The sequence below is a fragment of the Lachnotalea glycerini genome, from assembly GCF_003201285.1.
GTDB lineage: Bacteria > Bacillota > Clostridia > Lachnospirales > Lachnospiraceae > Lachnotalea > Lachnotalea glycerini.
The window spans coordinates 876,083-901,070 of sequence record NZ_QICS01000001.1 but is presented as its reverse complement, the minus strand read 5'-3'; the positions used below and the strand labels follow the sequence as shown (position 1 = coordinate 901,070).

Sequence of the window (24,988 nt, the reverse complement as noted above, 5' to 3'; positions counted from 1 at the left end):
GAAATTTTACAATGAACCATTAAAGAAAAGGAACTTGATTGCTTATGATACAGCAAACTGACTATTATAGAGGTTTGAATAGAAGCCGTTTTGTTCTAATAGTTCTTCGTGGCTGCCTTGCTCAATAATTTTCCCCTTGTCCATAACAAGTATTATATCAGATTCCTTAATTGTAGAAAGTCTATGCGCAACAATAAAACTGGTGCGTCCATTCATTAGCTCCAAAAAGGCTTTTTGAATTTTAATTTCTGTTCTGGTATCTATATTACTTGTTGCCTCATCCAGAATAAGAACAGGAGGCTTTGTCAGCATAATTCTGGCGATACATAAAAGCTGTTTTTGTCCCTGAGATATGTTTCCATCCTCTGAAATAATGGTATCATATCCATCAGGCAGACGTTTGATAAAACTGTGTGAATGAGCCGCCTTGGAAGCTTCAATTACTTCATCCATTGTGGCATCTGATTTTCCGTAAGCAATATTTTCAAATATTGTACCGTTAAATAACCAACTCTCCTGTAACACCATACCAAATTGCTTTCTCAAAGTACTACGCTTCATGGAACGTATATCGGTGTTATCTATCATTATTTTTCCAGAGTTTACGTCATAAAAACGCATTAGTAAATTAATAAAGGTAGTTTTTCCACAACCTGTCGGTCCTACAATTGCTACACGCTGCCCCTTTTGTACTTGAAGATTAAAATCCTCAATTAAAGGAATATCGGGTACATAAGAAAAATTGACGTGATCAATTTTAATTTCACCTTGACTTTGAATATCACTCAGAAGTCCCTCATCAGAAATCTCACTTTCTGACTCGATAATCGAGAAGATTCTGCTGGCTGAAGCAACTGCGGATTGAAGCTCTGTAAATACTCCTGATATCTCATTGAATGGCTTAGTATATTGATTAGCGTAGGACAAAAAGCAAGATAACTGACCAATGCTAAGATTGCCGTTTACTGCATTGATAGCGCCAAATATTCCAACGCATGCATATACAACGCCATTTACAAATCTGGTGCAAGGATTGGTAAGAGAGGAATAAAATTGAGCCTTTGAACCGCAATCATATAATCGTTGATTTATTTCTTCAAAATTCAGAATGGCTTTTTTTTCGTAACCAAAAGCTTTTACTGTTTTTTCATTTCCTAAAATTTCTTCAATATATCCGCTCAATTCTCCTCTGATTTGTGCCTGTTCCCTCATCTTGTGGTAGGTTCTTTTGGAAATAAATGAAGCAACGAAGAAAGAAAGCGGAGTCAATAAGACAACGATTAATGCAATTTTAAAATTAACATTTATCATAAAAATCAAGGTTCCAAGAATTGTTACAACACCGCTAAATAGTTGAGTAAATCCTTGTAAAAGACCATCTGAAATTTGGTCTATATCATTTACCACACAATTAATCAAGTTACCATGTGAATTGGTATCAATAAATTTTAACGGAACGAAATTAAGTTTCTTAAAAGTTTCTGACCTCAAGTCGCTGATGGTAAGTGAGGTAAGCTTTGTCGAATTATAGCTCATAAACCATTGAAATACAGAGCTGATAGCGATAGAAACAGCAAGGTATAATAAAATTTGTAAAATACTTTTGTAATCAACACGACCAGGCTCTATTACATAGTCAATGGCATTACCAATCAGGATTGGAGTGATCAGTGAAAAGGAAACACTTAAAAGCGCACTGATAAATATAAAAATAATGTATTTCTTATAAGGATGAATAAAAGTAAGTAGTTTTTTTACTACGGATAATTGTTTTTGAGTCATTATTTGTGTACCTCCTCACTGCTAAGCTGTGAAAGACATATTTCTTTATAGGTGTTGCAAGTTTCAAAAAGCTGTTCATGTGTACCAATTCCTGCAATATGTCCCTCTTCTAAAACAATTATATTGTCAGCGTGCTTAATACAATTTGCACGTTGTGAAACAATGATAACAGTAGAATCAGTGATATTTGTCTTAATTGCCTTTCTAAGTGCAGCATCGGTAGCATAGTCAAGAGCGCTTGAGCTATCATCAAGTATGAGAATATCAGGATTGCCTACCAAAGCTCTTGCAATGGTTAATCTTTGTTTTTGCCCTCCAGATAAATTCTTGCCGCCCTGCTCAATCATGGTGTCATATTTTTCCGGTTTGCTATTGACAAAGTCTGCAGCTTGTGCCAATTCAACTGCCCTTTCAATTTCTTGATTTGTAGCATCTTCCTTGCCCCAGCGCAAATTCTCAGATATGGTTCCCTTAAACAAAACAGCCTTTTGAGGAACCAGTCCAAATTTTCTTCGTATTTGTTGAAATGTATAGTCTTTAACACATTTACCATCTATGAATACTTCTCCCTTGGTCGCTTCATAAAATCGCGGTAAAAGATTAATCAGAGTGGATTTACCAGAGCCTGTACCACCGATAATGCCGATTGTTTGCCCGGAATAAATGTCAAAGCTAATATTATTTAACGAATATTCCTTAGAACCGTCATAGGAAAAAGAAACATCTTTTAGAGAAATTTTTGGCTCATTCTGACTGAATGAATCAAAAGAAATTCCATTTCCCTCATCAAAAGAAGGCCTTGTATTGAAGATTTCATTAATTCTGGCTGCAGATGCACTTGCTTTCGTAAAAATCACAACAAGATTAGCAACAACCACGAGTGCAAGTGAAATTTGAGTTATATAATTTACAAAAGCAATGATTTGACCCTGAGCCAATATTCCCATATCCACTCGTTTACTTCCGAACCATATGATAGCGATGATGGCAATGTTTAAAACCGCAAAAGTCGCAGGATTAAGAATAGCAGACAGCTTCCCGACACGAATTACGATATCAGTAACCTCCTGATTTGCAGCCTCAAAGCGGTTTATTTCATGTTTTTGCTTAGAAAATGCGCGAATTACTCTTGAACCTTCCAGATTTTCCCTTGTAACAAGAGAAATTTTATCAACCTTTGATTGTCTTATTTTATAAAATGGAATGGAACGACTCATTACATAATACAAAATAACAGAAACGATTGGTGCAACAATTATAAATATGCTGGAAAGCTTCAAATCAAGTACCATTGCCATAATAATAGATCCAATCACCAGAAACGGAGCTCGAATTACCAATCGAATCAGCATAGCAACGGCTAATTGTATCTGGTTTACATCGTTTGTAATTCTGGTGATTAATGAATTTGTTCCGATCTGATCCAGTTCAGGAAAGGTTAAGCTTTGAATATGCTTAAATAGATCATTACGAAGTATTGTACCGACTCCTTGAGATGCAATGGAAGCATTATACTGACAGATGAGTGCAAATATAAGCCCCATAAACCCGAGCAAAACCATTAATCCCCCCATTTTTATAATATAATCAATATCATTATGTTTGATACCAACGTCGATAATGGATGCCATAACAAGAGGAACAATCAACTCGAAGATAGCCTCTAACAGTTTAAACATCGGGCCGATTATAATCTGTTTTTTGTAGTGCTTTAAATAATGTGCTAATTTAATCATAATTTATGTCATTTATGTCCTTTCATGTATAAATATATCCGCATTTTATCATAACACTTTCTATTATTGTTTTCTAGACAAAACTTAAAATGAGAGGTAAAATATAAACTAGCTATATTTAAATGGGGGTAACATATGAAGAGTCAAGAAATGCTTGAAAACATACAAAATTTAATTCAAAACTGCCAGTGGAGAGAGGCACAAAAATTAATAGATGAATATAGAAAAACTGCTTTTAACCATTCTTATACTGATATGGTAGAAATATTTCAGGCTGCAATTTATATGAATGACAAGGAATATGACAAGGCTGAGAAATCCATTTTAGATGGTTTAAGAGCAAATATAACAAATTATGAACTGTATTTTATGTTGGGAAATCTAAAGGAAATCTACGAGAATAAGGCACAAGCCTTGTTTGCATATGAAAATGCAGTTTTTTATTGTCATAATGAGGACAAGGAGTTCTTGGAAGAACATTTAATAAACTACAAGCAAGAAAACAGCCAAGAACTTCCGGGTAAAGTTGCATTACTTCTTACTGCCTGTCACAACTTTGACTATCTAAAATTATGCATAGATAGCATACGCAGCTCTAATTTGGAAGACTCGTATGAAATTATTTTGACAAATTATGCAGCTTTGCCTGGCGAAAGAGATTGGCTAAAAGCTCAAAGGGATATCATTTATTTGGAAAATGTAAATCCCAAAAAGCAATTTACATTATATAGTGACGGAATAAATGCAGCGTTAGAAAGTTCTGATATATTTCTATTACATACGGAAACAGTTATTATGCCAAACACTATATTTAATATGCGAATGTGTTTATATGAGGATCACAAAACCGGTGCGGCAGGCACAGTCACCAATTTATTTGATGCGCAAAGGGCAGATGAAGTCTTTCAAAATATGGAACAATATGTAAATTATAGCAGCAAAAATAATATATATGATTCTAAGCGTCATGAATTATGCAGCCGGCTGCTTAACTTTTCGATTCTATACAAGCGTACGATATTAAATAAAATAGGATGTTTTGATGAAAGTTTTGAAGACACTCAATATGTGATAGATGATATGAACCTGCGTTTGATACAAGAAGGCTATCGACTTCAATTATGTCATGACAGCTTTATTTATTGCTTCGGTTTGACTAAAATGGATGATAATAAAACAGCAGAAGCTGCTAAGCCAGTTTTATCTGATGCAGACCGATTCTTTGAAAAGTGGGGAATAGATATAAAAGCCTGCTCAAAAATACGAGAAGATTTTATTGATATAATAAATAAAGGGGAAAAGGAAGCTTTTCAAATTCTTGAAATTGGTTGCGGTATGGGAGCCACCCTTTTAAAAATTAAAGATAAATACAGAGCTTCTAACGTATTTGGAATTGAGTTAAAAAAAGAGGAGGCTATGCTTGGCGCATCATTGTTAAATATAGAATCTATGGACATAGAGGATATGAATTTAAATTATTCCAAGAATTTCTTTGATTATATTTTGTTAGGAGATTTACTGGAGCATTTTCATAAACCAGAAAAAATTCTTGTATATTTAAGAGGATTTTTGAAAAAAAATGGAATTATTCTGGCTGGTATCCATAATCTTCAAAATCAGTCGGTGCTTCTTCCACTCCTAAAAGGAGACTTTACATATAAGGACAATGGGATATTAGACCGCAGACATATAAAATTTTTTACTAAAAATGAAATTATTAAATTATTTAAAAGCTGCGATTATACAATGCTTGATTTGTATGCCAAGACAGAGCAGCTAGATAAAAATACAGAAGAATTGCTGAATAAATTATGTAGTATTGACAACTCCATTGATGCAGAGAGCATTCGTGTAGTGCAATATCTGGTTGAGGCAGCGAAACACTAGATTGAGGAGACAATGTAAATGACCGGACTTGGAACACTTATCAATATAGCGGCTATATTGATTGGAACGACGATAGGAATGATTATCAAAGGAGGACTTCAAAAGCGTTATGAAAAAATAGTAATGCAAAGCATTGGTCTTTGCGTTATCTTTATTGGGGTGAATGGTGTTATAACACAAATGCTTGTTATGGAAAATGGAATTTTTCAAACAAGATATACTCTTTTGGTGATTATCAGTTTGGTTATGGGATCTTTGATCGGTGAAAAGATTAATATTGAAGCGAGACTTGAAAATTTTGGAGAATGCTGTAAAAGAAAGTTTAAGATGAAAGGAGATAAGGGGAATGATTTTGTAGAGGGCTTTGTCAGCAGTTCCCTATTATTTTGTGTAGGGGCTATGGCAATTGTAGGTTCAATTGAAGACGGACTAAAGCATGAATATGCTACCTTGATTGCAAAATCCTTTATGGATATGGTAGCAGGTGGTGTGTTAGCTGCTTCGTTAGGTATCGGGGTTTATTTTTCTGTCATAGCAGTAGGTATTTATCAAGGGAGTATAACGTTATTAGCTGGATTTGTCAGCCCATATTTAAATAATACCATTATCAGCCAGATTTCTTGTGTAGGCTCTGTTTTGATTTTTGCATTGGGTATTAATCTTATATTGGGTAAAAAAATTGCAATAGGCAATATGCTACCAGCAGTATTTATGCCTGCTATCATTTATTACATGAAGTTTTTGCTTCATGCACTATTTCATTTTTGACGTGTAAAGAAAAAACACTTGACACCTATAAATTTTTATTATATTATAACAAAGGTGATTATAAATGGAGAAGATTGTAGAGCAAGCATTATTATATGATTTTTATGGTGAATTGTTAAATAATCATCAGAAGCAAATCTATGAAGACTTTGTTTTAAATGATTTTTCCTTAAGTGAAATTGCTCAGGAACAAGGAATTAGCAGGCAAGGAGTACATGATTTGATAAAGAGATGCAATCATATTCTTGCCGGATATGAAGAAAAGCTTCATTTAATAGATAAATTTCTGAGTGCAAAAGAGAAGATTAATCGTATTAACGAGTTGTCGAAACAGTTTGAGAAAACAAGTCAAAATGATATTGTTGAAGAAATTCAGAAAATATCGAACCAAATATTAGAGGAGTTTTAGCATATGGCTTTTGAAAGCTTAACAGATAAATTACAAAATGTTTTTAAAAATTTAAGAAGCAAGGGTCGTTTGACGCAAGAGGATGTTAAGGCTGCATTAAAGGAAGTAAAGCTGGCTTTGTTAGAGGCAGATGTTAGCTTTAAGGTCGTGAAGCAGTTTATTAAAACGGTTGAAGAAAGAGCAATTGGTCAGGATGTATTGCAAAGTCTGACACCGGGACAAACAGTTATTAAGATTGTAAATGAGGAAATGGTTCATCTCATGGGCTCTGATACAACCGAAATCAGCCTAAAGCCGGGCAGTGAGATTACAATTATTATGATGATTGGACTGCAAGGTGCCGGTAAGACAACGACAACTGCCAAAATAGCAGGAAAGCTTAAGAGCAAAGGAAAAAAGCCGTTGCTGGCTGCATGTGATATTTATAGACCGGCAGCAATTAAACAGTTGCAAATAAACGGAGAAAAGCAAGGCGTTGACGTATTCTCAATGGGAGAGGGACATAAGCCTGTTAATATAGCAAAGGCAGCAGTAGAGCATGCTGCGAAGAATGGTTGTAATGTTGTGATTTTGGATACTGCAGGCAGACTTCATGTCGATGAAGATATGATGAATGAGCTGGTAGAGATAAAAGAGAATGTAGAAATACATCAGACTATATTGGTAGTGGATGCCATGACAGGACAGGATGCTGTCAATGTTGCAGGAATGTTTGAGGAAAAAATTGGTGTGGATGGAGTTATTTTAACAAAGCTTGATGGTGATACCAGAGGTGGAGCAGCACTATCGATACGTGCAGTGACCGGACGTCCGATTTTATATGTTGGTATGGGAGAGAAGCTCTCGGATTTAGAACAGTTTTATCCAGACAGAATGGCATCAAGAATACTTGGAATGGGTGACATACTTACCCTGATTGAAAAGGCACAGGTCGATATCGATGAAGATAAGGCCAAGGAAATGGAGAAGAAGCTTAAAAAAGCACAATTTGGTTTTGACGATTACTTAGAAAGTATGAGTCAAATGAAAAAAATGGGCGGTTTTGGCGAGATACTTAAGATGTTGCCAGGAATGGGAGGAAGTCAGGTTAATCTTGACATGATAGATGAAAAGGCTCTTGGTAAAACGGAAGCAATTATACTTTCAATGACACCGACAGAGCGTACCAATCCTGATGTATTGAATCCTGCCAGAAAGCGACGAATCGCAGTTGGTGCAGGGGTTGACATTAGCGAAGTGAACAAGCTTGTTAAGCAGTTTGAACAGGCAAGGAAAATGATGAAGCAGATGCCGGGCATGATGGGCGGTGGTCTGGGCGGTATGATGGGTAAAAAAGGTAAGTTTAAGCTTCCTTTTTAACATAAATAATTAGAAAATTTTAGGAGGTGAAATACAATGGCAGTAAAGATTAGATTAAAAAGAATGGGACAGAAAAAGGCTCCTTTCTATAGAATAATTGTTGCTGATTCAAGATCTCCAAGAGATGGTAGATTTATTGAAGAAATCGGTACTTATGATGCTACTAAGGATCCAAGCGAGTATCACATTAATGAAGAATTAGCGAAAAAGTGGTTATCAAACGGCGCTCAGCCTACAGAAGTAGTAGGAAAATTATTCAAATTAGCAGGAATTACGAAATAATTGATTATTAAGTAATTCAGATTTCTATTGAAAGCTACATTGTAGCTTTCAATTAGTGCATATGGAGGTTTCATAATGAAAGAATTGGTAGAAGTCATTGCAAAGTCACTTGTTGATTGTCCGGACGAAGTTGTTGTAACTGAAACAGAAAAAGACAATTCTATAGTTGTTGAGCTGCGTGTTGCTCAGGAAGATATGGGAAAAGTAATTGGAAAGCAAGGTCGTATCGCAAAAGCAATCCGTTCTGTTGTGAAAGCAGCAGCCTCCAAAGATGATAAGAAAGTAATAGTGGATATAGTGCAATAAATATGAGGCGACGTAGGTCGCCTTTTTTATGAAAGGTAATCATATAATATGGAGAATTTATTACAGGTTGGAGTAATCACACAAACACATGGGATCAAAGGTGAAGTAAAGGTATTTCCAACAACGGATGATGTGAATCGTTTCAAAAAGCTTAAAAATGTAATACTAGATACTGGAAAAGAAAATATAGAACTTGAAATTGAAGGAGTAAAGTTTTTTAAGCAATATGTTATTCTGAAATTCAAGGGAATTGATCATATAAATGATATTGAGAAGTACAAGGGAAAAAGTCTTTTGGTAACAAGAGAAAATGCTGTAAAGTTAGGAAAGAACGAATATTTTATTGCAGATATGATTGGAATGAAAGTAATAACAGAAGATGAGAAAGAGTTTGGAAGGCTAAAGGATGTATTGGCAACCGGAGCAAATGATGTATATGTAGTTCAGACTTTAGACAACAAGGAGATTTTATTGCCAGCCATTAAGCAGTGCATTTTAAAGATAGATATAGACAATCAGATAATGACAGTTCATATTATGAAAGGGTTGCTGGACGAATGAATTATCATGTAATGACATTATTTCCACAGATGATTTTAGATGGACTTAATACCAGTATTATTGGTAGAGCGATAGAAAATCGGCTTATTTCGCTGGAAGCGATTGATATTCGAGATTATTCTACGAACAAACACAAGAAAGTAGATGATTATCCATATGGCGGCGGCGCAGGAATGGTCATGCAGGCAGAACCCGTATACCGCTCCTATCAGTCTATTGTAAAGAAACTTGGAAAAAAGCCGAGGGTTGTATTTTTAACGCCACAAGGACAGGTTTTTAATCAGGCCATTGCAAAAAAATTATCAAAGGAAGAGGATTTAGTTTTCTTGTGCGGCCATTACGAGGGAATTGATGAACGTGTGTTAGAAGAAATGGTAACGGATGAGATATCAATCGGTGATTATGTTTTGACAGGTGGAGAGCTTCCGGCTATGGTGATGATTGATACAATCGCAAGACTGGTACCGGGTGTTTTAAATAATGATGTATCCGCTGAAATTGAATCTTTTCACAATCATCTTTTGGAATATCCGCAGTATAGCAGACCAATAGAATGGATGGGCAAAAAAGTACCTGAGGTACTTATGTCAGGACATCATGCGAATGTAGACCAATGGAGACACGAACAATCCTTGATAAGAACGGCAAAGAGAAGACCGGACTTGCTTGAAAAGGCATCTTTGACAAAACAAGATATTGAATTTTTAAATAGTAATATGATAGACTGGAAAAGTAGATAACAATTAAGAGAGAGTTTTTTGCGCACCGGGAGGAGAATAATATGCTGCATGATTTAGTAATGAAGAGTCGTTCTTACAGAAGATTTTATGAGAATAAAGAAATTACAATTGATGAATTACGATGCTTAGTAGAACTAGCCAGACTTTCACCAAGCAGTGCAAATCGACAGCCGCTTAAATATGTGCTTTGCAATTCCAGAGAAAAAAATAAGGAAATATTTGATACTCTTGCATGGGCAGGTTACTTAAAGGATTGGGCAGGTCCGGCAAAGGGGGAGCGTCCAAGTGCCTATATCATAATGCTGCGAGATAAAAATATTGCTACAGGCATGACAATGGATGAGGGAATTTGTGCTCAAAGTATATTTCTGGGGGCAACAGAGCTTGGATTTGGAGGCTGCTTTCTTGGTGCCGTGAATCGCAGCAAACTTTCAGAGGTTTTAAATCTTACTGATAATTATGAAATATCCATAGTCATTGCATTGGGTCATCCTAAGGAAGAGGTTATCCTTGAGGATATAAAGGAGGACAATGATATCAAATATTATCGTGATGAAAGAGAAGTACATCATGTGCCCAAGCGAAGCTTAGAAGAACTAGTGATTGATGAAATTGAAACATTAGCAAACAGATTCTAAAAGAAAAAATTGACGAGAAAGAATGAAAATGCTAGAATAAATAAAAAGGGAGCTTGTAAACAGGCTGAGAGGAAGTTGTGAACTTCGACCTATAACCTGATTTGGATAATGCCAACGTAGGAAAGATAATGCAGATACAAGCAAGTCATCTCTACCAAGGGGGCTTGCTTTTTTCGCGAGTAGCGAGCCAATCGGGCGCTAGCGCCCAGTTGGCGAGCACCGCGAAAACGAAAGTAATTCTGTGAAACAGAATTATAAAAGATAGCGAGTAGCGAGCCAATCGGGCGCTAGCGCCCAGTTGGCGAGCACCGCGAAAACGAAAGTAATTCTGTGAACAGAATTACCACTTAATGGAGGATGGATATGATAGAAAGAATAATTGAAAATGTAAGAAGCAATACCCCACTCATTCATTGTATTACGAATTATGTGACAGTAAATGATGTGGCAAATGTATTATTGGCCTGCGGTGCTTCTCCTATTATGGCAGACGATATAAATGAAGCAGCAGAAATCACCTCAATTTGCAGTGGTCTGGATATCAATATTGGAACGTTGAATACAAGAACCATAGAAGCTATGATAAAGGCAGGAAAGAAAGCAAATGAGTTGGGTCATATTACCGTGTTAGACCCCGTGGGAGCAGGTGCATCAAAGCTTAGGACGGATACTGCCTTTGAATTATTGAAGGAAATAAGATTTTCTGTAATTAGAGGAAATATCTCAGAAATAAAGTCCTTATATCAGGGAAGCAGCACATCGAATGGTGTAGATGCAAATGTGAGTGACAGGATAACAGAAGCTAATTTAGAAGAGACAATCAGCTTTGCAAAGGAGCTTAGCAAGAAAACAAAGGCAGTCATAGCAATTACTGGGGCAATTGATATTATTGCGGACGAAAACAAAGCATATGTGATACAAAATGGACACCCGATCATGTCAAAAATAACAGGTACAGGATGTATGCTGACCGGTATCATAGCAGCTTATTGTGCTGCAAATCCAAGTCAAATTTTAGAGGCAACGAAAGCGGCAGTCATATGCGAAGGCTTAGCAGGAGAAAAGGCCTATGAGAAAATGCAGGCTACAAATGGCTATACGTCAACGTTTCGGATGTATTTAATTGATTATATCGGTGAGATGACAGATCAAATGATAAGGGAGGGAATGAAAGTTGAAATTAGATAAGAAAGCACTTTTACTCTATGCGGTAACAGATCGTACCTGGATTGGTGAAAAAAGCTTACCAAGACAGATAGAGGAGGCATTAAAAGCCGGAATCACTTTCTTGCAGCTAAGAGAAAAAAATATGCCAAGGCAACAATTTCTAGAAGAAGCCATGCAGATTAAGAAGTTAGCAAAGAGCTATCAAGTTCCTTTTGTGATCAATGATGATGTAGAAATCGCTTTAAAATGCGAAGCAGATGGTGTGCATTTAGGTCAAAAGGATATGGCAGTTGATAGAGCAAGAAGTATTTTAGGAGCTGATAAAATTATTGGCATTTCTGCACAGACGGTAAAACAGGCTGAACAAGCTCAAAGCCAAGGAGCTGATTATATCGGAGTAGGAGCAGTGTTTAACACTTCTACAAAGTCAGATGCTTTGGAAGTATCCTTTGATACACTACGAAAGATATGTGATGCAGTTACAATTCCTGTGATTGCAATAGGAGGTATCAATATTGACAATGTGCAAAAGCTAAAAGGTTCTGGTATTCAAGGAATCGCAGTCGTATCTGCTATATTTGCAAGTAAAAATATTACGAAAGCAACCAAAGACTTATTAAATAAAGTAAAGGAAATATTAAATGAAGAAGTTAAAGAATATTAAAGATATCCAAGGTGCTATATTTGATATGGACGGAACCTTAATCGATTCAATGGAAATGTGGGACAACATAGCGTCACAATATCTTTTGTCAAAAGGGATTATGCCAGAGGACAATCTTGGTCATATACTGAAAAATATGAGTATGCAACAAGGATGCGACTATGTGATTGAAACATATTCTATGACAGAAACCTCACAAGAAATAGTAGCAGGAATTAATACAATGATAGCCCAAAAATATAAAACAGAGCTTCCGGCTAAGAAAGGAGCACTGGAATTGATTGAGGCACTGGCAAAAAAGAATGTTGCTATGTGCGTTGCAACAGCATCTGATTATCATTTAGCAGATATGTGTCTCACCAGAATTGGAATCAGAAAGTATTTAAAGGGTATTTACACATGTGGGGAAATCAAAACAGGAAAGGACAAACCTGAACTTTTTGAATACGCTTTGGAGAGATTAGGAACACAAAAAGAATGTACCTATGTATTTGAAGATTCCCTATATGCGGCGGTAACAGCAAAACAAGCCGGCTTTCGGGTAGTGGGGGTATACGATAAAATTTCCAAACACGAGAGTGAAATCTTGAAAGAAACAGTAGATATTTACATCACAACATTGGACGAATTACAGTAGGGAAAAGGATGATATGAAAAAGGTATTAACGATTGCAGGCTCTGATTGCAGCGGCGGAGCAGGGATACAGGCAGATATCAAAACAATGAGCGCACATGGCATTTATGCTATGAGTGTTATTACGGCACTAACTGCTCAAAATACTATGGGAGTCTATGAGATTTTTAAGCTACCAAAAGAATTTGTAGCACGACAAATGGATTGTATTTTCACAGATATTTCTCCCGATGCAGTTAAAATTGGTATGGTTTTAAGTGCTGACATTATAGAAGCAATTGTATACAAGTTAAAAAAATATAATGCAAAAAATATTGTGTTAGACACTGTAATGGTTTCCACAAGCAATGATATGCTGATAGATGGGAATTCAATGAAACAATTTATGGAAGAATTAATGCCATTGGCAAGCCTAATTACTCCCAATGTACCAGAAGCAGAAGTGCTAAGTGGTATAGAAATTAAAACTTCAAAGGACGTAATAGCCGCTGCCACCCTAATATCAAAGAGATATAAAGGAGCAATATTAATTAAAGGCGGTCATTTACACGGCAATGCAAAGGATTTATTATATAGAAACGGTGAAATAAAATGGTTTGAGAGTGAGCGAATTAATAATCCCAATACGCACGGAACAGGCTGTACACTTTCGTCTGCAATTGCATGTGGCTTGGCAAAAGGCTATAATATAGAACAAAGTGTAAAGGAAGCAAAAGATTATATCACAGGTGCTATTAGAGCAGGACTAAACTTAGGAAAGGGGAATGGACCTCTGAATCATTGCTATGAAGTTTCGTCTGGCAGGTAGATTAGAAATACTTCTAATTGTTATAATTTCAGTAATGAAATAATACAATTTAGGAGTTTTTTTAATTCTTAGGAAAGACCTTGTTGTGGTAACATATAAAGTATTGATTTTATGAAATAAAAACACAATGTGCACGAATGCAAATAGAAAATGTCACTGCGTGACTGCTTTCTTGCTTTATAAGCAATCTTTTGCTAAGGTAAAGTGTTTTTTTAACATGTAAGTAAATATGAATTGACAAAAGAAATAATAAGTAATATTATTAATAGTGATAATATTATCAAAAATGATAAAATAAAAATAAACAAAGGAGGAATGAAAAAATGGACATTACAAAAATAATAATGAATCCTGTAAGACTTAGGATTATACAATACCTAGTACTTCATGGCAGCGCTAGTACAGGACAGATTAAAGAGGAGCTTACTGATATACCGCCGGCTAGTCTGTATCGGCATATTAAGATATTAGAAGAGGCTAAGCTGATTATAGTAGTTAAAGAAAATAAAATACGAGGAGTGGTAGAAAAGGTATTTCAACTTAACAAAGAAAACCCGCTTAGTCAAGAAAACTCAAATGAGAATATAAAGAGAGTCATCGATTCTAGTATGCTTAGCATTATGAGTGAATTTAACAGCTATTTGGATAAAGAAGAAAATGATCCTCAAAAGGACTTACTATTCCTTTCAACCTCAACATTACTATTATCTGATGAGGAGTTTACGGAGTTTACAAAAGAAATTGGAGAAATATTTAATAGAGTGTTGAACTATAAGAAAAATGATAAAAGAAAGGTTAGAAGAATCACAGTGATATCATCACCATGTGAAGAATAGAGGATGACAATTATGATAGAAATAAAGAATTTTTCTAAAAGCTATAAAGGTGGCAAAAAGGCAGTAGATAATCTAAATCTTAAGGTAGAAGCAGGAGATATTTTTGGATTTATCGGGCATAACGGAGCAGGTAAGAGCACGACCATTAAAGCTATTGTTGGTATCTTGGACTTTGAAGAAGGAGATATATTCATAGATGGAAGGTCTGTAAAAGAAAAACCAATGGAATGTAAGAGAATTACAGCATATATTCCAGATAATCCAGATTTGTATGAGCATTTGACAGGAATTCAATTTTTAAACTTTATTGGAGATGTATTTCAGGTATCAAGGGAGGAAAGAGAAGAGAGAATTCAAAGATATGCGGATGGATTTGAAATAACAGGTGCCTTGGGTGATTTAATCTCTTCATATTCACATGGAATGAAGCAAAAGCTAGCCATTATATCTGCGCTGCTTCATAAACCTAAGTTATTGGTGTTGGATGAACCCTTTGTAGGGCTAGATCCAAAGGCAGCCCTAAATCTTAAAAATATCATGAAAGAAATATGTAAGGAAGGAAACTCTGTGTTTTTTTCTACACATGTTCTTGAGGTTGCTGAAAAATTGTGCAATAAGGTCGCGATTATTAATCAAGGTAAATTAGTAGCCTGTGGTGAAACAAAAGAACTGATTCAGAATACAACCTTAGAAAATCTCTTTATGGAGGTGGTAGAGCATGATAAGTAACAGTATGCTTTTACTTAAAATACTATTTTTGAATCAATTTAAAATCAATGAATTAAAGGAAAAAGATAGTAAATACAGAAGAAATGTTATTTTAGTAGGAATTTCTATTATAATTGTATTCGTAATGATGGCTGTCTATAGTTTTGCGATTGGCTGGAGCCTTGGGGTTATGGGAATCGCCAAAGTGATACCTGGATATGGTATCACGATAGTAAGCCTTATTACTCTGTTTTTTTCGATATTTAAAAGCAATGGGATTTTGTTTGGAATGAAAGATTATGATATGATTGTAGCACTTCCGTTTCGGACGAGAACGATTGTAGCAAGTCGGTTTCTTTATATGTACATTATGAATACCCTATTTGCACTTGTCATAATGATTCCTCTTGGATTGGTCTACTATATGTTTGAAAAACCAACGTCGTTCTTCTTTTTTACTTGGTTTTGCGGTATCTTTTTGTCTACATTACTTCCGACTGCACTTGCCGCTATGATAGGTGGCTTGATTGCATATATTGCGTCACATTTTAAATATACAAATGTAGTTTCCATTCTGTTGTCGTTAGCTCTGGTAATCGGAATCATATTGTCCTCTATGAGCCTTGGCAGTATGGATGAAAGCAGCACCGATTTGTCTCGTTTTACTCAGCTTGGAGAACAGATATCAAAGCAGATAAACTCAGTCTATCCTCCTAGTGAGCTGTTTGAAAAAGCAATTAACAATCAAGATATAGCCGCTCTTTTATCGTTCATCATTATATCAGTGGCTTGGTATGTTCTGTTTGTACAGGTACTTTCCCTTAAATATAAATCCATTCATACAGCCATATTCACTCATAGCACAAAGTCCAATTATAAAATACAGAATTTAAAAACTTCAAGTGTTTTAAAAGCACTTTATCGAAAGGAGATAAAACGATTTTTTTCCTCCTATGCGTATGTGCTGAATGTAGGAATGGGAGCGATTATGGCATTTATTATGGTAATTGCCGTGTTTGTTTTAAACCCGGAACAATTGGAAAGAATTGCGAAAATCCCTAATATTCAAAATATGTTAATCAAGATCATTGCGTTTGTTTTTTCAGCAGTTATCGCAATGAGTTGTACAACCAGTGTTGCTTTATCTTTAGAAGGAAAAAATTTATGGATTCTTAAATCGTTACCAATTGGTACGAAAACAATTATGAACAGTAAAATATTAGTAAATCTGACCATTACAATACCCATAGCTATTCTTTTTGGAATATTAATGAATCTGAAATGGAAAACCGATTTTATAACCAGAATCATGTTGTTTATCATACCCATCATCTATTCTATTCTATCAGCAGTATGGGGAATGTTCATTAACATAAAATTGCCAAATTATGATTGGGAATCGGAAACTACAGTAATTAAGCAAGGGATGTCATCGGCAATCGGAATGCTTGGGGGACCTGTTTTTGCTATTGTACCTGTTTTAATTATATTAGCTTTCCAAACAGTACCTTATCAAATCTTTCATATCGTGATTACCTTAATCGTTGCTGGTATTGCGTGGTTATTGTATCGTAATATTATAAAATACCAACTTTAGTTAATTGAGTATTCGATACATGATATAGCTTAACACATATACAATGCCAAACATAATAAAAGCAATAAATAATACACTCAAAAGAATCGAGGATATTTGCTTAACATTGTTTAACATTGCATTATTATTTAAATCAAAAACATTACTAAGCATTGCAATAACGAAGATTATCACCTCTAATAAAGCAAAGCCACTGAAAGCATTATCAAAGTCGGCTTTGCTTATTGTCATATGAAGGGTAATAGAAATGATGACATAAATACTAAACCAATATCCAATATTTGTAAGATTGGAGGAGGAAAAAATATTAGATAAAATAAGCTTTGTATTATATAAGATAGCGTTGGTAAAGGAACTAAGCTGCAACGTATCTAAATCAGCGAAAAAATTTAAATTATGAATCATAGCAGGAAAGATTAAATTGATAATAAAAACAATCATAAAAGAACCGCATATCATTGGTGCGATACCAATAAAAAAGCAACCTGCAACCTGATAAATGCTGTTTGCATTATATTTATGTTTTACAAACCCAAGCACATTATCATATCTGCCTTTCATAGGCCGAAAAAGACTGATTTCCGTAACCGTATGTCTAAAGACAAAACACATTAATAAATGACTCAGTTCATGAACTGGAACTCCAATGATACCAAATATTACAGTGCCCAAATATCCGATACTTTTTCTGAGATTTCGATTGCAGCCTTTTTTCATTACAGAAAATAGAATACCAAAAATAATCAATGGGAACAAAAGTAAAAGGTTTATCATAAAAAAATCCTTGAAGGAAATGGTTAAAAAAGTTTTCATAGTGACCTCCAAATAAAGTTTATCAATGATAGTATACCCTAATTATATGTTGGTTTTGTTAAAATTAAAAAATTATTTATTAAAGACAGTAAAATATATGAAGAAAAAATTGTCAAGATTTAATCTAAAATCTTATTAGATGAACATGATATAATATTAATCGATTTTTTGTAATGTGCGTGTCACATAATAAAAAAAACATATTTCGACAAACATGTGTGCTCGACAGAAAGACACGACACTAAAAAATGAATAAATATTAAAATTAATGTATATTTATAATTAAAAATAAGCAACTAAAAGGAAATAATTGTTTGATGAATGTCGAAATGCTTTATTGACAAACATCTAATAGATGCTATAATTATAAAATGTTATACATGAAAAAGAGACTCGCAAATTTTGCTTAAAATTTTTAAATATGCGTTTTTCTTACTATTATTTACCAGCGGATAAAATGGAAGGATAAAACTATGATGGCAGAATATACAGTAATAAGAGACATTGATTACTATAAAGAAAGTATTGAATTACTATATCGAATCACAAATAACAATTCCTATGAAAATTTAAAGTTGGATATGTTAAAGCGTTTAGAAGAAAGAGAACATGCAAAGGTCATTGAACAATTAGATAAGTTAAGTAAAATTGAAGAGGACATAAAAAGAGAAATAGACATTACTCATATGGATATCCAATTTTATTTTCGGCGTTTTGTTACTGAAGATTTGTGTATTGCAAAAATTTTGTATCAAAGTATGATTCATACCGTATTTCAAAGTGATACGAAAGCCATTAAAAATTATATTAAACAATCCTTTCAAAATATTAAAAATGATAATACTCTTCAATTATCTTTAGAAAATTACGAAATGGCTGTCTCAAAGTTTGAGAATAACCAAGTGATGCCTTATACAGATAGAATTGGCAATCTGGAATGTGAGGCAGCTCAAAAATGGCAGATATTGGATTTGATTGAACATTCAGACGAGCATTTGGATAGACTATTTCCAATACTAGAGCATACAATTAGCAAAATGAAAAAATTTGAAAACATTTTGGAAGAATTAAAAAAAGAGTCGTGCGATTACTGGGAGGAATATTTCAAAAAGAATGAGTTTATGAAGCTTATTAATATCTTCTTTAATATGAAAGAGGATAGTTTTCCAACAAAACCTGCATACATCAGACCTCAGATCATGAATTATAATAAAGTTTTATTATATGGAAATGATGAAAATGCAGGAGACTATCATATATTAGATGTTGGTATTACCTTTGATTGTGAATTCAGAGCGACAAAAAACACATTGACAAAAGAACAATTATGTACCGGACTTAAGATGTTATCAGATCCGAGTAAATTCGAAATTTTGCGTTTTATTAAAGATAAAAGAGCCTATGGGCAAGAAATTGCTTCGGAGCTTAATCTTACAACAGCAACGATTTCTCATCATATGAATGCACTTATCACTCTTGGATTGATTAATCTGGAAAAAGTAGATAACCGTATTTATTATCAAACGAACAAAGAAGCTATTTATATTTTGTTAGAAGAGGTTAAGCAAACATTATTTTAGGAGGAGTAAAATGAAATTTAGTGATATGCCATATCAAAGAATCGACTTTGATACAACAAAAAAGCAGTTTGAAGAGATTATTAGGGAATTTGCAAATGCCTCCAGTGGTGAGGAGCAATTTGAAATTCATAAGAAGTATTATCAAATTTCAAACGAAGTAGAAACGATGATAACAATAGCTCAAATCAGGCATGATATTGATACGAAAGATGAGTTTTATGATAAAGAACAAGCCTATTATGATGAAATAACACCTATATTATCTAATCTGAAAGTAAAGTATAAAAAGCAAATGTATGAGTCTCCATATAAATCATATTTAGAGAATAAGATAGGCCAGGTTGCATTTAAGAATATTGAAATTAGTCTAAAGGCATATGATGAGAAATTAATTCCACTTATGCAAGAAGAAAATACTCTAATTACTTCTTATGATAAACTGATTGCCAGTGCTTCAATTGATTGGGATGGTGAAACACTTAATTTATCGTTAATAAAGAAATATTTAACGAATCAAGACAGAGAAGTAAGACAAAAAGCATATGACAAATTCTGTGAATTTTTTGAAGAGAATGCAGATGAACTGGATGATATTTACGATAAGTTAGTAAAAAACCGTACCAGACAGGCCAGGGAGCTAGGCTATGATAATTATCTACAATTAGGATATTATCGCATGAACCGAAATTGTTATGACATAAAGATGGTAGAAAGCTTTAGAAATCAGATTAAAAAGTATTTTGTTCCGTTTGCAGAAAGCTTACATAATAGAAGAAAAGAACGATTAGGGATTACTAAGCTTTCCTATATCGATGAAGGGGTATATTTTTTGAATGGAAATCCTACGCCTATCGGGACACCGGACGAGATTATGGAACAAGGACAAAAGATGTACAGTGAGTTGTCTGATGAAACAAAGGAATTTTTTGATTTTATGACAGAGAATCAACTGTTTGATGTATTGGGCAGAAAAACAAAAAAAGCCGGAGGCTACATGACATATTTACCTCTTTATCATGCACCGTTTATCTTTGCAAATTTCAACGGAACAAGTGGAGATATTGATGTAATTACGCATGAATGCGGTCATGCATTCCAAGGATATATTTCTGGCAAGGATCCGATTAAAGAGCATGCTGATATCACAATGGAAACGGCGGAAATTCATTCTATGTCGATGGAGTTTTTTACAGAGCCTTGGATGAAACAATTCTTTGCTGAGAGAACCGATGACTATCTTTCTATGCATTTAGAAGCTGCCGCCGCTTTTATTCCTTATGGATGTATGGTAGATGAATTTCAGCATATTGTGTATGAAAATCCGGACATGACTCCGAAGGAAAGACATTATGCATGGAATCAATTAGAAAAAGTATACAGACCACATATGGATTATTCGGGAAGTGCATTCTTTGAAAAAGGCGGTTTTTGGCAAAAGCAGCTTCATATTTATGATTATCCACTTTATTACATTGACTATTGTATTGCTCAGACCTGTGCATTTCAATACAAGGTATGGATGGATGAAAATTTTGAAGAAGCTTGGAAAAGTTATATCAAACTTTGCAATTTATCAGCAAGTGATTTCTTTACTAATATGGTGAAAGAAGTAGGACTTGACAGTCCATTTGAAAATAGGTGTATTGAAGAAATAGTAAATAAGCTGAAAAATAGAATGTGAGGAAGAGAGTGAAAAAGTACTACAAAGATTATACGGCTGATTTAAAGGTGACAGATGATGGGAAAATAGTCAGAAAAGTTAAATATGTAGGCGACTATTATGAATATCGTTTAGATGAAAAAGAATACCGGAAAATGAGAGGGATACTTTTTGGCACAGTAATATTAGATTTGATACTATTTGTTCTTGCCGGGTTATTAAATAGTGATGGCAGCTTTCAATTTTATATATTGCTGCCATATATGTTTAGTTTACTACCCATGATTTTTTTGCTTTGGGGATATATAAGTATTCCTAAAAAGAAGAAAATAATGGAATATTCTATTTATGACAAATCATTTCTTCGAGTAAAGTTTTCGTTGGTTGGTATCCTTGCCGCTGGTACCGTCACTACACTTTCAGACATAATTTATATAGTGTCAAGCAAAAATAAAATACATCTATTGAATGAAATTGGATTTTGTATCTTTAATTTAATCATTGTTATTCTTTCAATGACAGTTTTATTTTATCACAATTGTATAGTATGCAATAAGCGAAATGCTTAATGTATTTTCTATAAACAAATTAAAGGAGGATATTTTATGAAGAAATTTTTATCTATTTTACTGGCAACAGCTATGACAGTTACCTCGTTAACTGCCTGTGGTTCTAAGAATACCGCAAATGATGAAACCAAAGATAGTACGGATGCGAACAGTACTAATTCGAGCACATCAGAGGAAACGCCATTAGTAGTAGGCTATAATCCATTTAGCGAAAAGTTTAGCCCGTTTTTTAACAACACTGAGTCAGACAAACATGCACAGATCGTAACACAAACTACGATAGGTACGTATGATCGCGCAGGCGCTTTGGTTGCAAATGCGATAGAGGGAGAAACAAGAAGCTACAATGGCACAGATTATACTTATAAAGGATTAGCCGATATATCAACAGATTATGATGCGGCTTCTGATGTTACGACTTATGATATTAAGATTCGAGATGACGTGAAGTTTAGTGATGGAGAATTATTAACGGCGGATGATATAATATTTACACTTTATGTCATATCAGATTCCTCCTATGATGGTGGGGAAACTTTTAGTTCCAAACCGATTATCGGTATGAAAAACTACCGTGCAAACAGTACAGCCGCAGGATCAATTACTTCTGAAGAATTAGCAAAGATCATTAGTGAGATGCCGGAGGAATTGGCAACACAAATCAAAGAAACGATTATTACACCTACACTTACCAGCGAAATGGAATGGGCAGCTTCACTTTATGGAGATGAGGCATATGCGGAATATACATCAAAGTATCCTCAGACAAAGGACTTATTTGCATTTTTCTATTCAAAGGATGAATCTTATGATTCGACTAAAGTTGAAGATGAAAATCAGGTGCTATCTGATATTATCAATATGTATGGCTCTGATTATAAGGCTTTGGGAAAAGCTTATGCACAAGATGAAAGCAATTTTGATGAAGATGTAAATAAATTGGCAGAAACTTATCTTGTTGAGCAAAAAAGAACAGCCGGTGAGGGTGCGGAAGTTCCTAATATTGAAGGAATTAAGAAAATTAGTGATACAGAAGTTCAGGTTCAGACCAATGGATTTGATGCAACAGTTATTTATTCCTTTGATTTGGCCTGTACACCAATGCATTACTATGGAGACAAATCCTTATACGATTATGATAATAATCAATTTGGTTTTACCCGAGGAGATTTATCTAAGATAAAAGAAAAAACAACTACTCCAATGGGAGCTGGTCCATATAAATTTGTAAAATTTGAAAACAAAGTTATTTATTATGAAGCAAATGAGAACTATTACTTAGGAGCGCCAAAGACTAAATATGTTCAGTTTAAGGAAGCAACCGAAGCGGATAAAATATCCGGTGTCATTCAAGGCACCATTGATATAACAGATCCAACAGGAAGTAAAACGAACTATGAACAAATTAAAAAAGAAAACAGCAATGGTGAGCTTCAAGGAGATAAGATAATCTTAAACGCTGTAGATAACCGTGGCTACGGCTACATCGGAATCAATGCGAAAAACGTAAATGTGGGTGGAGAGCTAGGCTCAGATGCATCAAAGGATTTAAGAAAGGCACTTGCAACAATTATTGCAGTATATCGTGATGTTGCAATTGACTCTTATTATGGAGATGCTGCAAGTGTAATCCAATATCCAATCTCGAACACCTCATGGGCAGCACCACAAAAATCTGATTCTGATTATAAGACAGCATTTGCCACTGATGTAGACGGCAATGCAATCTATACGGATTCTATGACAGCAGATGATAAATATGCAGCTGCAAAGGCGACAGCTTTAGGATATCTGGAGGCAGCAGGCTACACCGTAGAAAACGGTAAAGTAACTGCAGCTCCGGCAGGTGCTAAGTTAGAATATGAAATTTTAATTGGAGCAGATGGCACAGGAGATCATCCTGCCTTTGCGGTATTAACGGATGCAAAAGCAGCTTTAGAAGAAATTGGAATTACTCTTGCGATTACAGATTTTGCAGATACAAGTCAGTTATGGACTACCTTGGATGGCGGAAGTCAGGAATTATGGGTAGCTGCATGGCAGGCGGACAAAGATCCGGATATGTATCAGGTATACCATAGTAATAACATTCCAGGAAACGGAGCTGGAAAAGACAATCGATATACACTTGATGACGCACAGTTAGATGAGTTGATTCTGGCTGCAAGATCAAGTGATGACCAGACTTATCGTAAAGCAATATACAAACAGTGTCTTGATATTGTACTTGACTGGGCAGTGGAAGTCCCAATTTACCAGAGAAAAAATTGTGTCATTTTTAGTGCAGAGCGAGTAAATGTCGATACGATTACACCGGATATCTCCACTTACTACGAATGGTATCAAGGTATTCAGAATATTGAAATGAATTAACCAAAACATTGGAATGCCAATGAGGTGCAGTTAACTTTTTTGTTAACTGCACCAATTTGAACATGAAAGTCATGTCTGAATTGGTGTTGTTAACACAAAGAATGAAAATCAGGAGAGATTTAGATGAGGAAATTTATAACGAAAAGACTGTTACAAAGTATCGTAATCTTATTTTTTGTTTCTTTTATTATCTATGGTATTATGCGCTGTATGCCGTCTAGCTATGTTGAAACTCAAGCAAGAGCGTTATCGACACAGCCGGGAGCAAAAAGTTATGATGAGTGGATTACACAATTAAATGAAGCATATGGATTGGATGTAGGAGTTATTCAAGGCTATGGAAAGTGGTTAAGTAAGGCAATTGTTTGTGATTTTGGTGATTCATGGTATTGGAACGTCCCGGTTACCGTAAAGTTTGGTAAGGTAATATGGCATTCTTTTGCACTTGGCATGGCGTCTTTTATACTTGAGGTTGTAATAGCGATACCATTAGGTATTATATCGGCCAGAAAGCAGTATAGTAAGACAGACTATGCGGTTACTGTTATTGCCTTGATGGGGATTTCGATTCCAAGTTTCTTCTTAGCAACGTTATTAAAATATATATTTTCAGTCAAATTAGGATGGTTTGATTTATTTGGTGTTGTAGGCAGAATGCATGAGCAATTAAGTCCATTCGGGCAATTTCTGGATGTTGCAAAGCACTTTGTACTGCCGGTTATCACACTAACTATTATCAGTATGGGTAGTCTGATGCGATATACCAGAACGAATATGCTTGAAGTATTAAATGCCGATTTTATCAGAACAGCAAGAGCAAAGGGGCTTACAGAAAAAAGGGTAGTGAATTATCACGCATTTCGTAATACCTTAATTCCAATCGTAACATTACTGGGAAGCTCTATTCCAAACTTATTTGCGGGGGCAATGGTTACCGAAACAATTTTTCAGATTCCCGGAATCGGTTATACCTCTTATCAGTCTATGGTACAGGGTGATATACCATTTACAATGTTTTATATGGTATTTTTGGCATTTTTGACCCTGCTTGGTACCGTTATTGCAGATGTATTATATGCAGTGGTTGATCCACGCGTTAGAGTTAATTAGA

At 34.8% G+C, this 24,988-nt stretch carries 24 protein-coding genes and 1 riboswitch; of the genes, 21 read left to right on the top strand and 3 right to left on the bottom strand.

The window, feature by feature from the left end; translation table 11 throughout:
- Nucleotides 1-42 precede the first annotated feature (42 nt).
- Nucleotides 43-1,782 carry an ABC transporter ATP-binding protein gene (locus tag C8E03_RS03805; RefSeq protein ID WP_094377864.1) on the bottom strand — a complete coding sequence of 580 codons (1,740 nt, stop codon included), beginning with the start codon at nt 1,780-1,782 and terminating at the stop codon, nt 43-45.
- On the bottom strand, nt 1,782-3,518 hold the full coding sequence (locus C8E03_RS03800; protein ID WP_110290319.1) for an ABC transporter ATP-binding protein: 1,737 nt from the start codon (nt 3,516-3,518) through the stop codon (nt 1,782-1,784). The genes C8E03_RS03805 and C8E03_RS03800 overlap by 1 nt, the downstream gene beginning before the upstream one ends.
- A 135-nt stretch (nt 3,519-3,653) precedes the next feature.
- Between C8E03_RS03800 and C8E03_RS03795 the strand changes: the two genes are divergently transcribed.
- From C8E03_RS03795 to C8E03_RS03720, 16 genes are all read left to right on the top strand, one after another.
- On the top strand, nt 3,654-5,405 hold the full coding sequence (locus C8E03_RS03795) for a methyltransferase domain-containing protein (protein WP_110290318.1): 1,752 nt from the start codon (nt 3,654-3,656) through the stop codon (nt 5,403-5,405).
- 18 nt (nt 5,406-5,423) lie between these two features.
- Nucleotides 5,424-6,173, top strand: coding sequence for a DUF554 domain-containing protein (locus C8E03_RS03790; protein ID WP_110290317.1), 750 nt, complete (start codon nt 5,424-5,426; stop codon nt 6,171-6,173).
- 64 nt (nt 6,174-6,237) lie between these two features.
- A complete protein-coding gene (ylxM, locus tag C8E03_RS03785; protein ID WP_094377860.1) occupies nt 6,238-6,582 on the top strand; it encodes a YlxM family DNA-binding protein in 345 nt (114 codons plus the stop codon).
- 3 nt (nt 6,583-6,585) lie between these two features.
- Entirely contained in the window at nt 6,586-7,941 is a 1,356-nt protein-coding gene (ffh, locus tag C8E03_RS03780) for a signal recognition particle protein (RefSeq protein ID WP_094377859.1), read from the top strand.
- A gap of 36 nt (nt 7,942-7,977) precedes the next feature.
- A complete protein-coding gene (rpsP, locus tag C8E03_RS03775) occupies nt 7,978-8,223 on the top strand; it encodes a 30S ribosomal protein S16 (protein ID WP_094377858.1) in 246 nt (81 codons plus the stop codon).
- Nucleotides 8,224-8,298: 75 nt separating this feature from the next.
- Nucleotides 8,299-8,529 carry a KH domain-containing protein gene (locus tag C8E03_RS03770; protein WP_094377857.1) on the top strand — a complete coding sequence of 77 codons (231 nt, stop codon included), beginning with the start codon at nt 8,299-8,301 and terminating at the stop codon, nt 8,527-8,529.
- Between the two features lie 48 nt (nt 8,530-8,577).
- Nucleotides 8,578-9,090 (top strand): ribosome maturation factor RimM, encoded by a 513-nt coding sequence (rimM, locus tag C8E03_RS03765; protein ID WP_094377856.1) that lies wholly within the window; start codon nt 8,578-8,580, stop codon nt 9,088-9,090.
- Entirely contained in the window at nt 9,087-9,830 is a 744-nt protein-coding gene (gene trmD, locus C8E03_RS03760) for a tRNA (guanosine(37)-N1)-methyltransferase TrmD (RefSeq protein WP_094377855.1), read from the top strand. Before rimM ends, trmD begins: the two co-directional genes overlap by 4 nt.
- A gap of 41 nt (nt 9,831-9,871) precedes the next feature.
- The gene (locus C8E03_RS03755) at nt 9,872-10,468 is read left to right on the top strand and encodes a nitroreductase family protein (RefSeq protein WP_094377854.1); all 597 of its coding nucleotides are present in this window, start codon (nt 9,872-9,874) and stop codon (nt 10,466-10,468) included.
- A gap of 35 nt (nt 10,469-10,503) precedes the next feature.
- A riboswitch (TPP riboswitch) is annotated at nt 10,504-10,609 on the top strand.
- Between the two features lie 222 nt (nt 10,610-10,831).
- The gene (gene thiM / locus C8E03_RS03750) at nt 10,832-11,656 is read left to right on the top strand and encodes a hydroxyethylthiazole kinase (RefSeq protein ID WP_094377853.1); all 825 of its coding nucleotides are present in this window, start codon (nt 10,832-10,834) and stop codon (nt 11,654-11,656) included.
- A complete protein-coding gene (gene thiE, locus C8E03_RS03745) occupies nt 11,643-12,299 on the top strand; it encodes a thiamine phosphate synthase (protein WP_094377852.1) in 657 nt (218 codons plus the stop codon). The genes thiM and thiE overlap by 14 nt, the downstream gene beginning before the upstream one ends.
- The gene (locus tag C8E03_RS03740) at nt 12,277-12,936 is read left to right on the top strand and encodes an HAD family hydrolase (protein WP_110290316.1); all 660 of its coding nucleotides are present in this window, start codon (nt 12,277-12,279) and stop codon (nt 12,934-12,936) included. Before thiE ends, C8E03_RS03740 begins: the two co-directional genes overlap by 23 nt.
- 13 nt (nt 12,937-12,949) lie before the next feature.
- Nucleotides 12,950-13,741 (top strand): bifunctional hydroxymethylpyrimidine kinase/phosphomethylpyrimidine kinase, encoded by a 792-nt coding sequence (gene thiD, locus C8E03_RS03735; RefSeq protein WP_110290315.1) that lies wholly within the window; start codon nt 12,950-12,952, stop codon nt 13,739-13,741.
- Between the two features lie 323 nt (nt 13,742-14,064).
- Entirely contained in the window at nt 14,065-14,577 is a 513-nt protein-coding gene (locus C8E03_RS03730; RefSeq protein ID WP_094378714.1) for a helix-turn-helix domain-containing protein, read from the top strand.
- Between the two features lie 12 nt (nt 14,578-14,589).
- A complete protein-coding gene (locus C8E03_RS03725) occupies nt 14,590-15,306 on the top strand; it encodes an ABC transporter ATP-binding protein (protein ID WP_094378712.1) in 717 nt (238 codons plus the stop codon).
- A complete protein-coding gene (locus tag C8E03_RS03720; RefSeq protein WP_110290314.1) occupies nt 15,296-16,882 on the top strand; it encodes a putative ABC transporter permease subunit in 1,587 nt (528 codons plus the stop codon). The genes C8E03_RS03725 and C8E03_RS03720 overlap by 11 nt, the downstream gene beginning before the upstream one ends.
- On the opposite strand, the gene C8E03_RS03715 is transcribed toward C8E03_RS03720, so the two are convergent.
- Nucleotides 16,883-17,695 (bottom strand): hypothetical protein, encoded by an 813-nt coding sequence (locus C8E03_RS03715; protein ID WP_094378708.1) that lies wholly within the window; start codon nt 17,693-17,695, stop codon nt 16,883-16,885. It abuts the gene before it with no gap.
- A gap of 473 nt (nt 17,696-18,168) precedes the next feature.
- Between C8E03_RS03715 and C8E03_RS03710 the strand changes: the two genes are divergently transcribed.
- The 5 genes from C8E03_RS03710 to C8E03_RS03690 all read left to right on the top strand — a co-directional run bounded on the left by C8E03_RS03710 (nt 18,169) and on the right by C8E03_RS03690 (nt 24,987).
- Nucleotides 18,169-19,275: a winged helix-turn-helix domain-containing protein gene (locus C8E03_RS03710; protein ID WP_110290313.1), complete on the top strand. Its 1,107-nt coding sequence runs from the start codon at nt 18,169-18,171 to the stop codon at nt 19,273-19,275.
- 10 nt (nt 19,276-19,285) lie between these two features.
- Nucleotides 19,286-20,956 carry a M3 family oligoendopeptidase gene (locus C8E03_RS03705; protein ID WP_110290312.1) on the top strand — a complete coding sequence of 557 codons (1,671 nt, stop codon included), beginning with the start codon at nt 19,286-19,288 and terminating at the stop codon, nt 20,954-20,956.
- A gap of 8 nt (nt 20,957-20,964) precedes the next feature.
- Nucleotides 20,965-21,504: a hypothetical protein gene (locus C8E03_RS03700; protein ID WP_110290311.1), complete on the top strand. Its 540-nt coding sequence runs from the start codon at nt 20,965-20,967 to the stop codon at nt 21,502-21,504.
- 36 nt (nt 21,505-21,540) lie between these two features.
- Nucleotides 21,541-23,877: an ABC transporter substrate-binding protein gene (locus C8E03_RS03695; protein ID WP_110290310.1), complete on the top strand. Its 2,337-nt coding sequence runs from the start codon at nt 21,541-21,543 to the stop codon at nt 23,875-23,877.
- A gap of 123 nt (nt 23,878-24,000) precedes the next feature.
- Nucleotides 24,001-24,987, top strand: a complete 987-nt coding sequence (locus tag C8E03_RS03690; protein WP_094378700.1) for an ABC transporter permease — start codon at nt 24,001-24,003, stop codon at nt 24,985-24,987.
- The last annotated feature ends 1 nt before the right edge of the window (nt 24,988 follow it).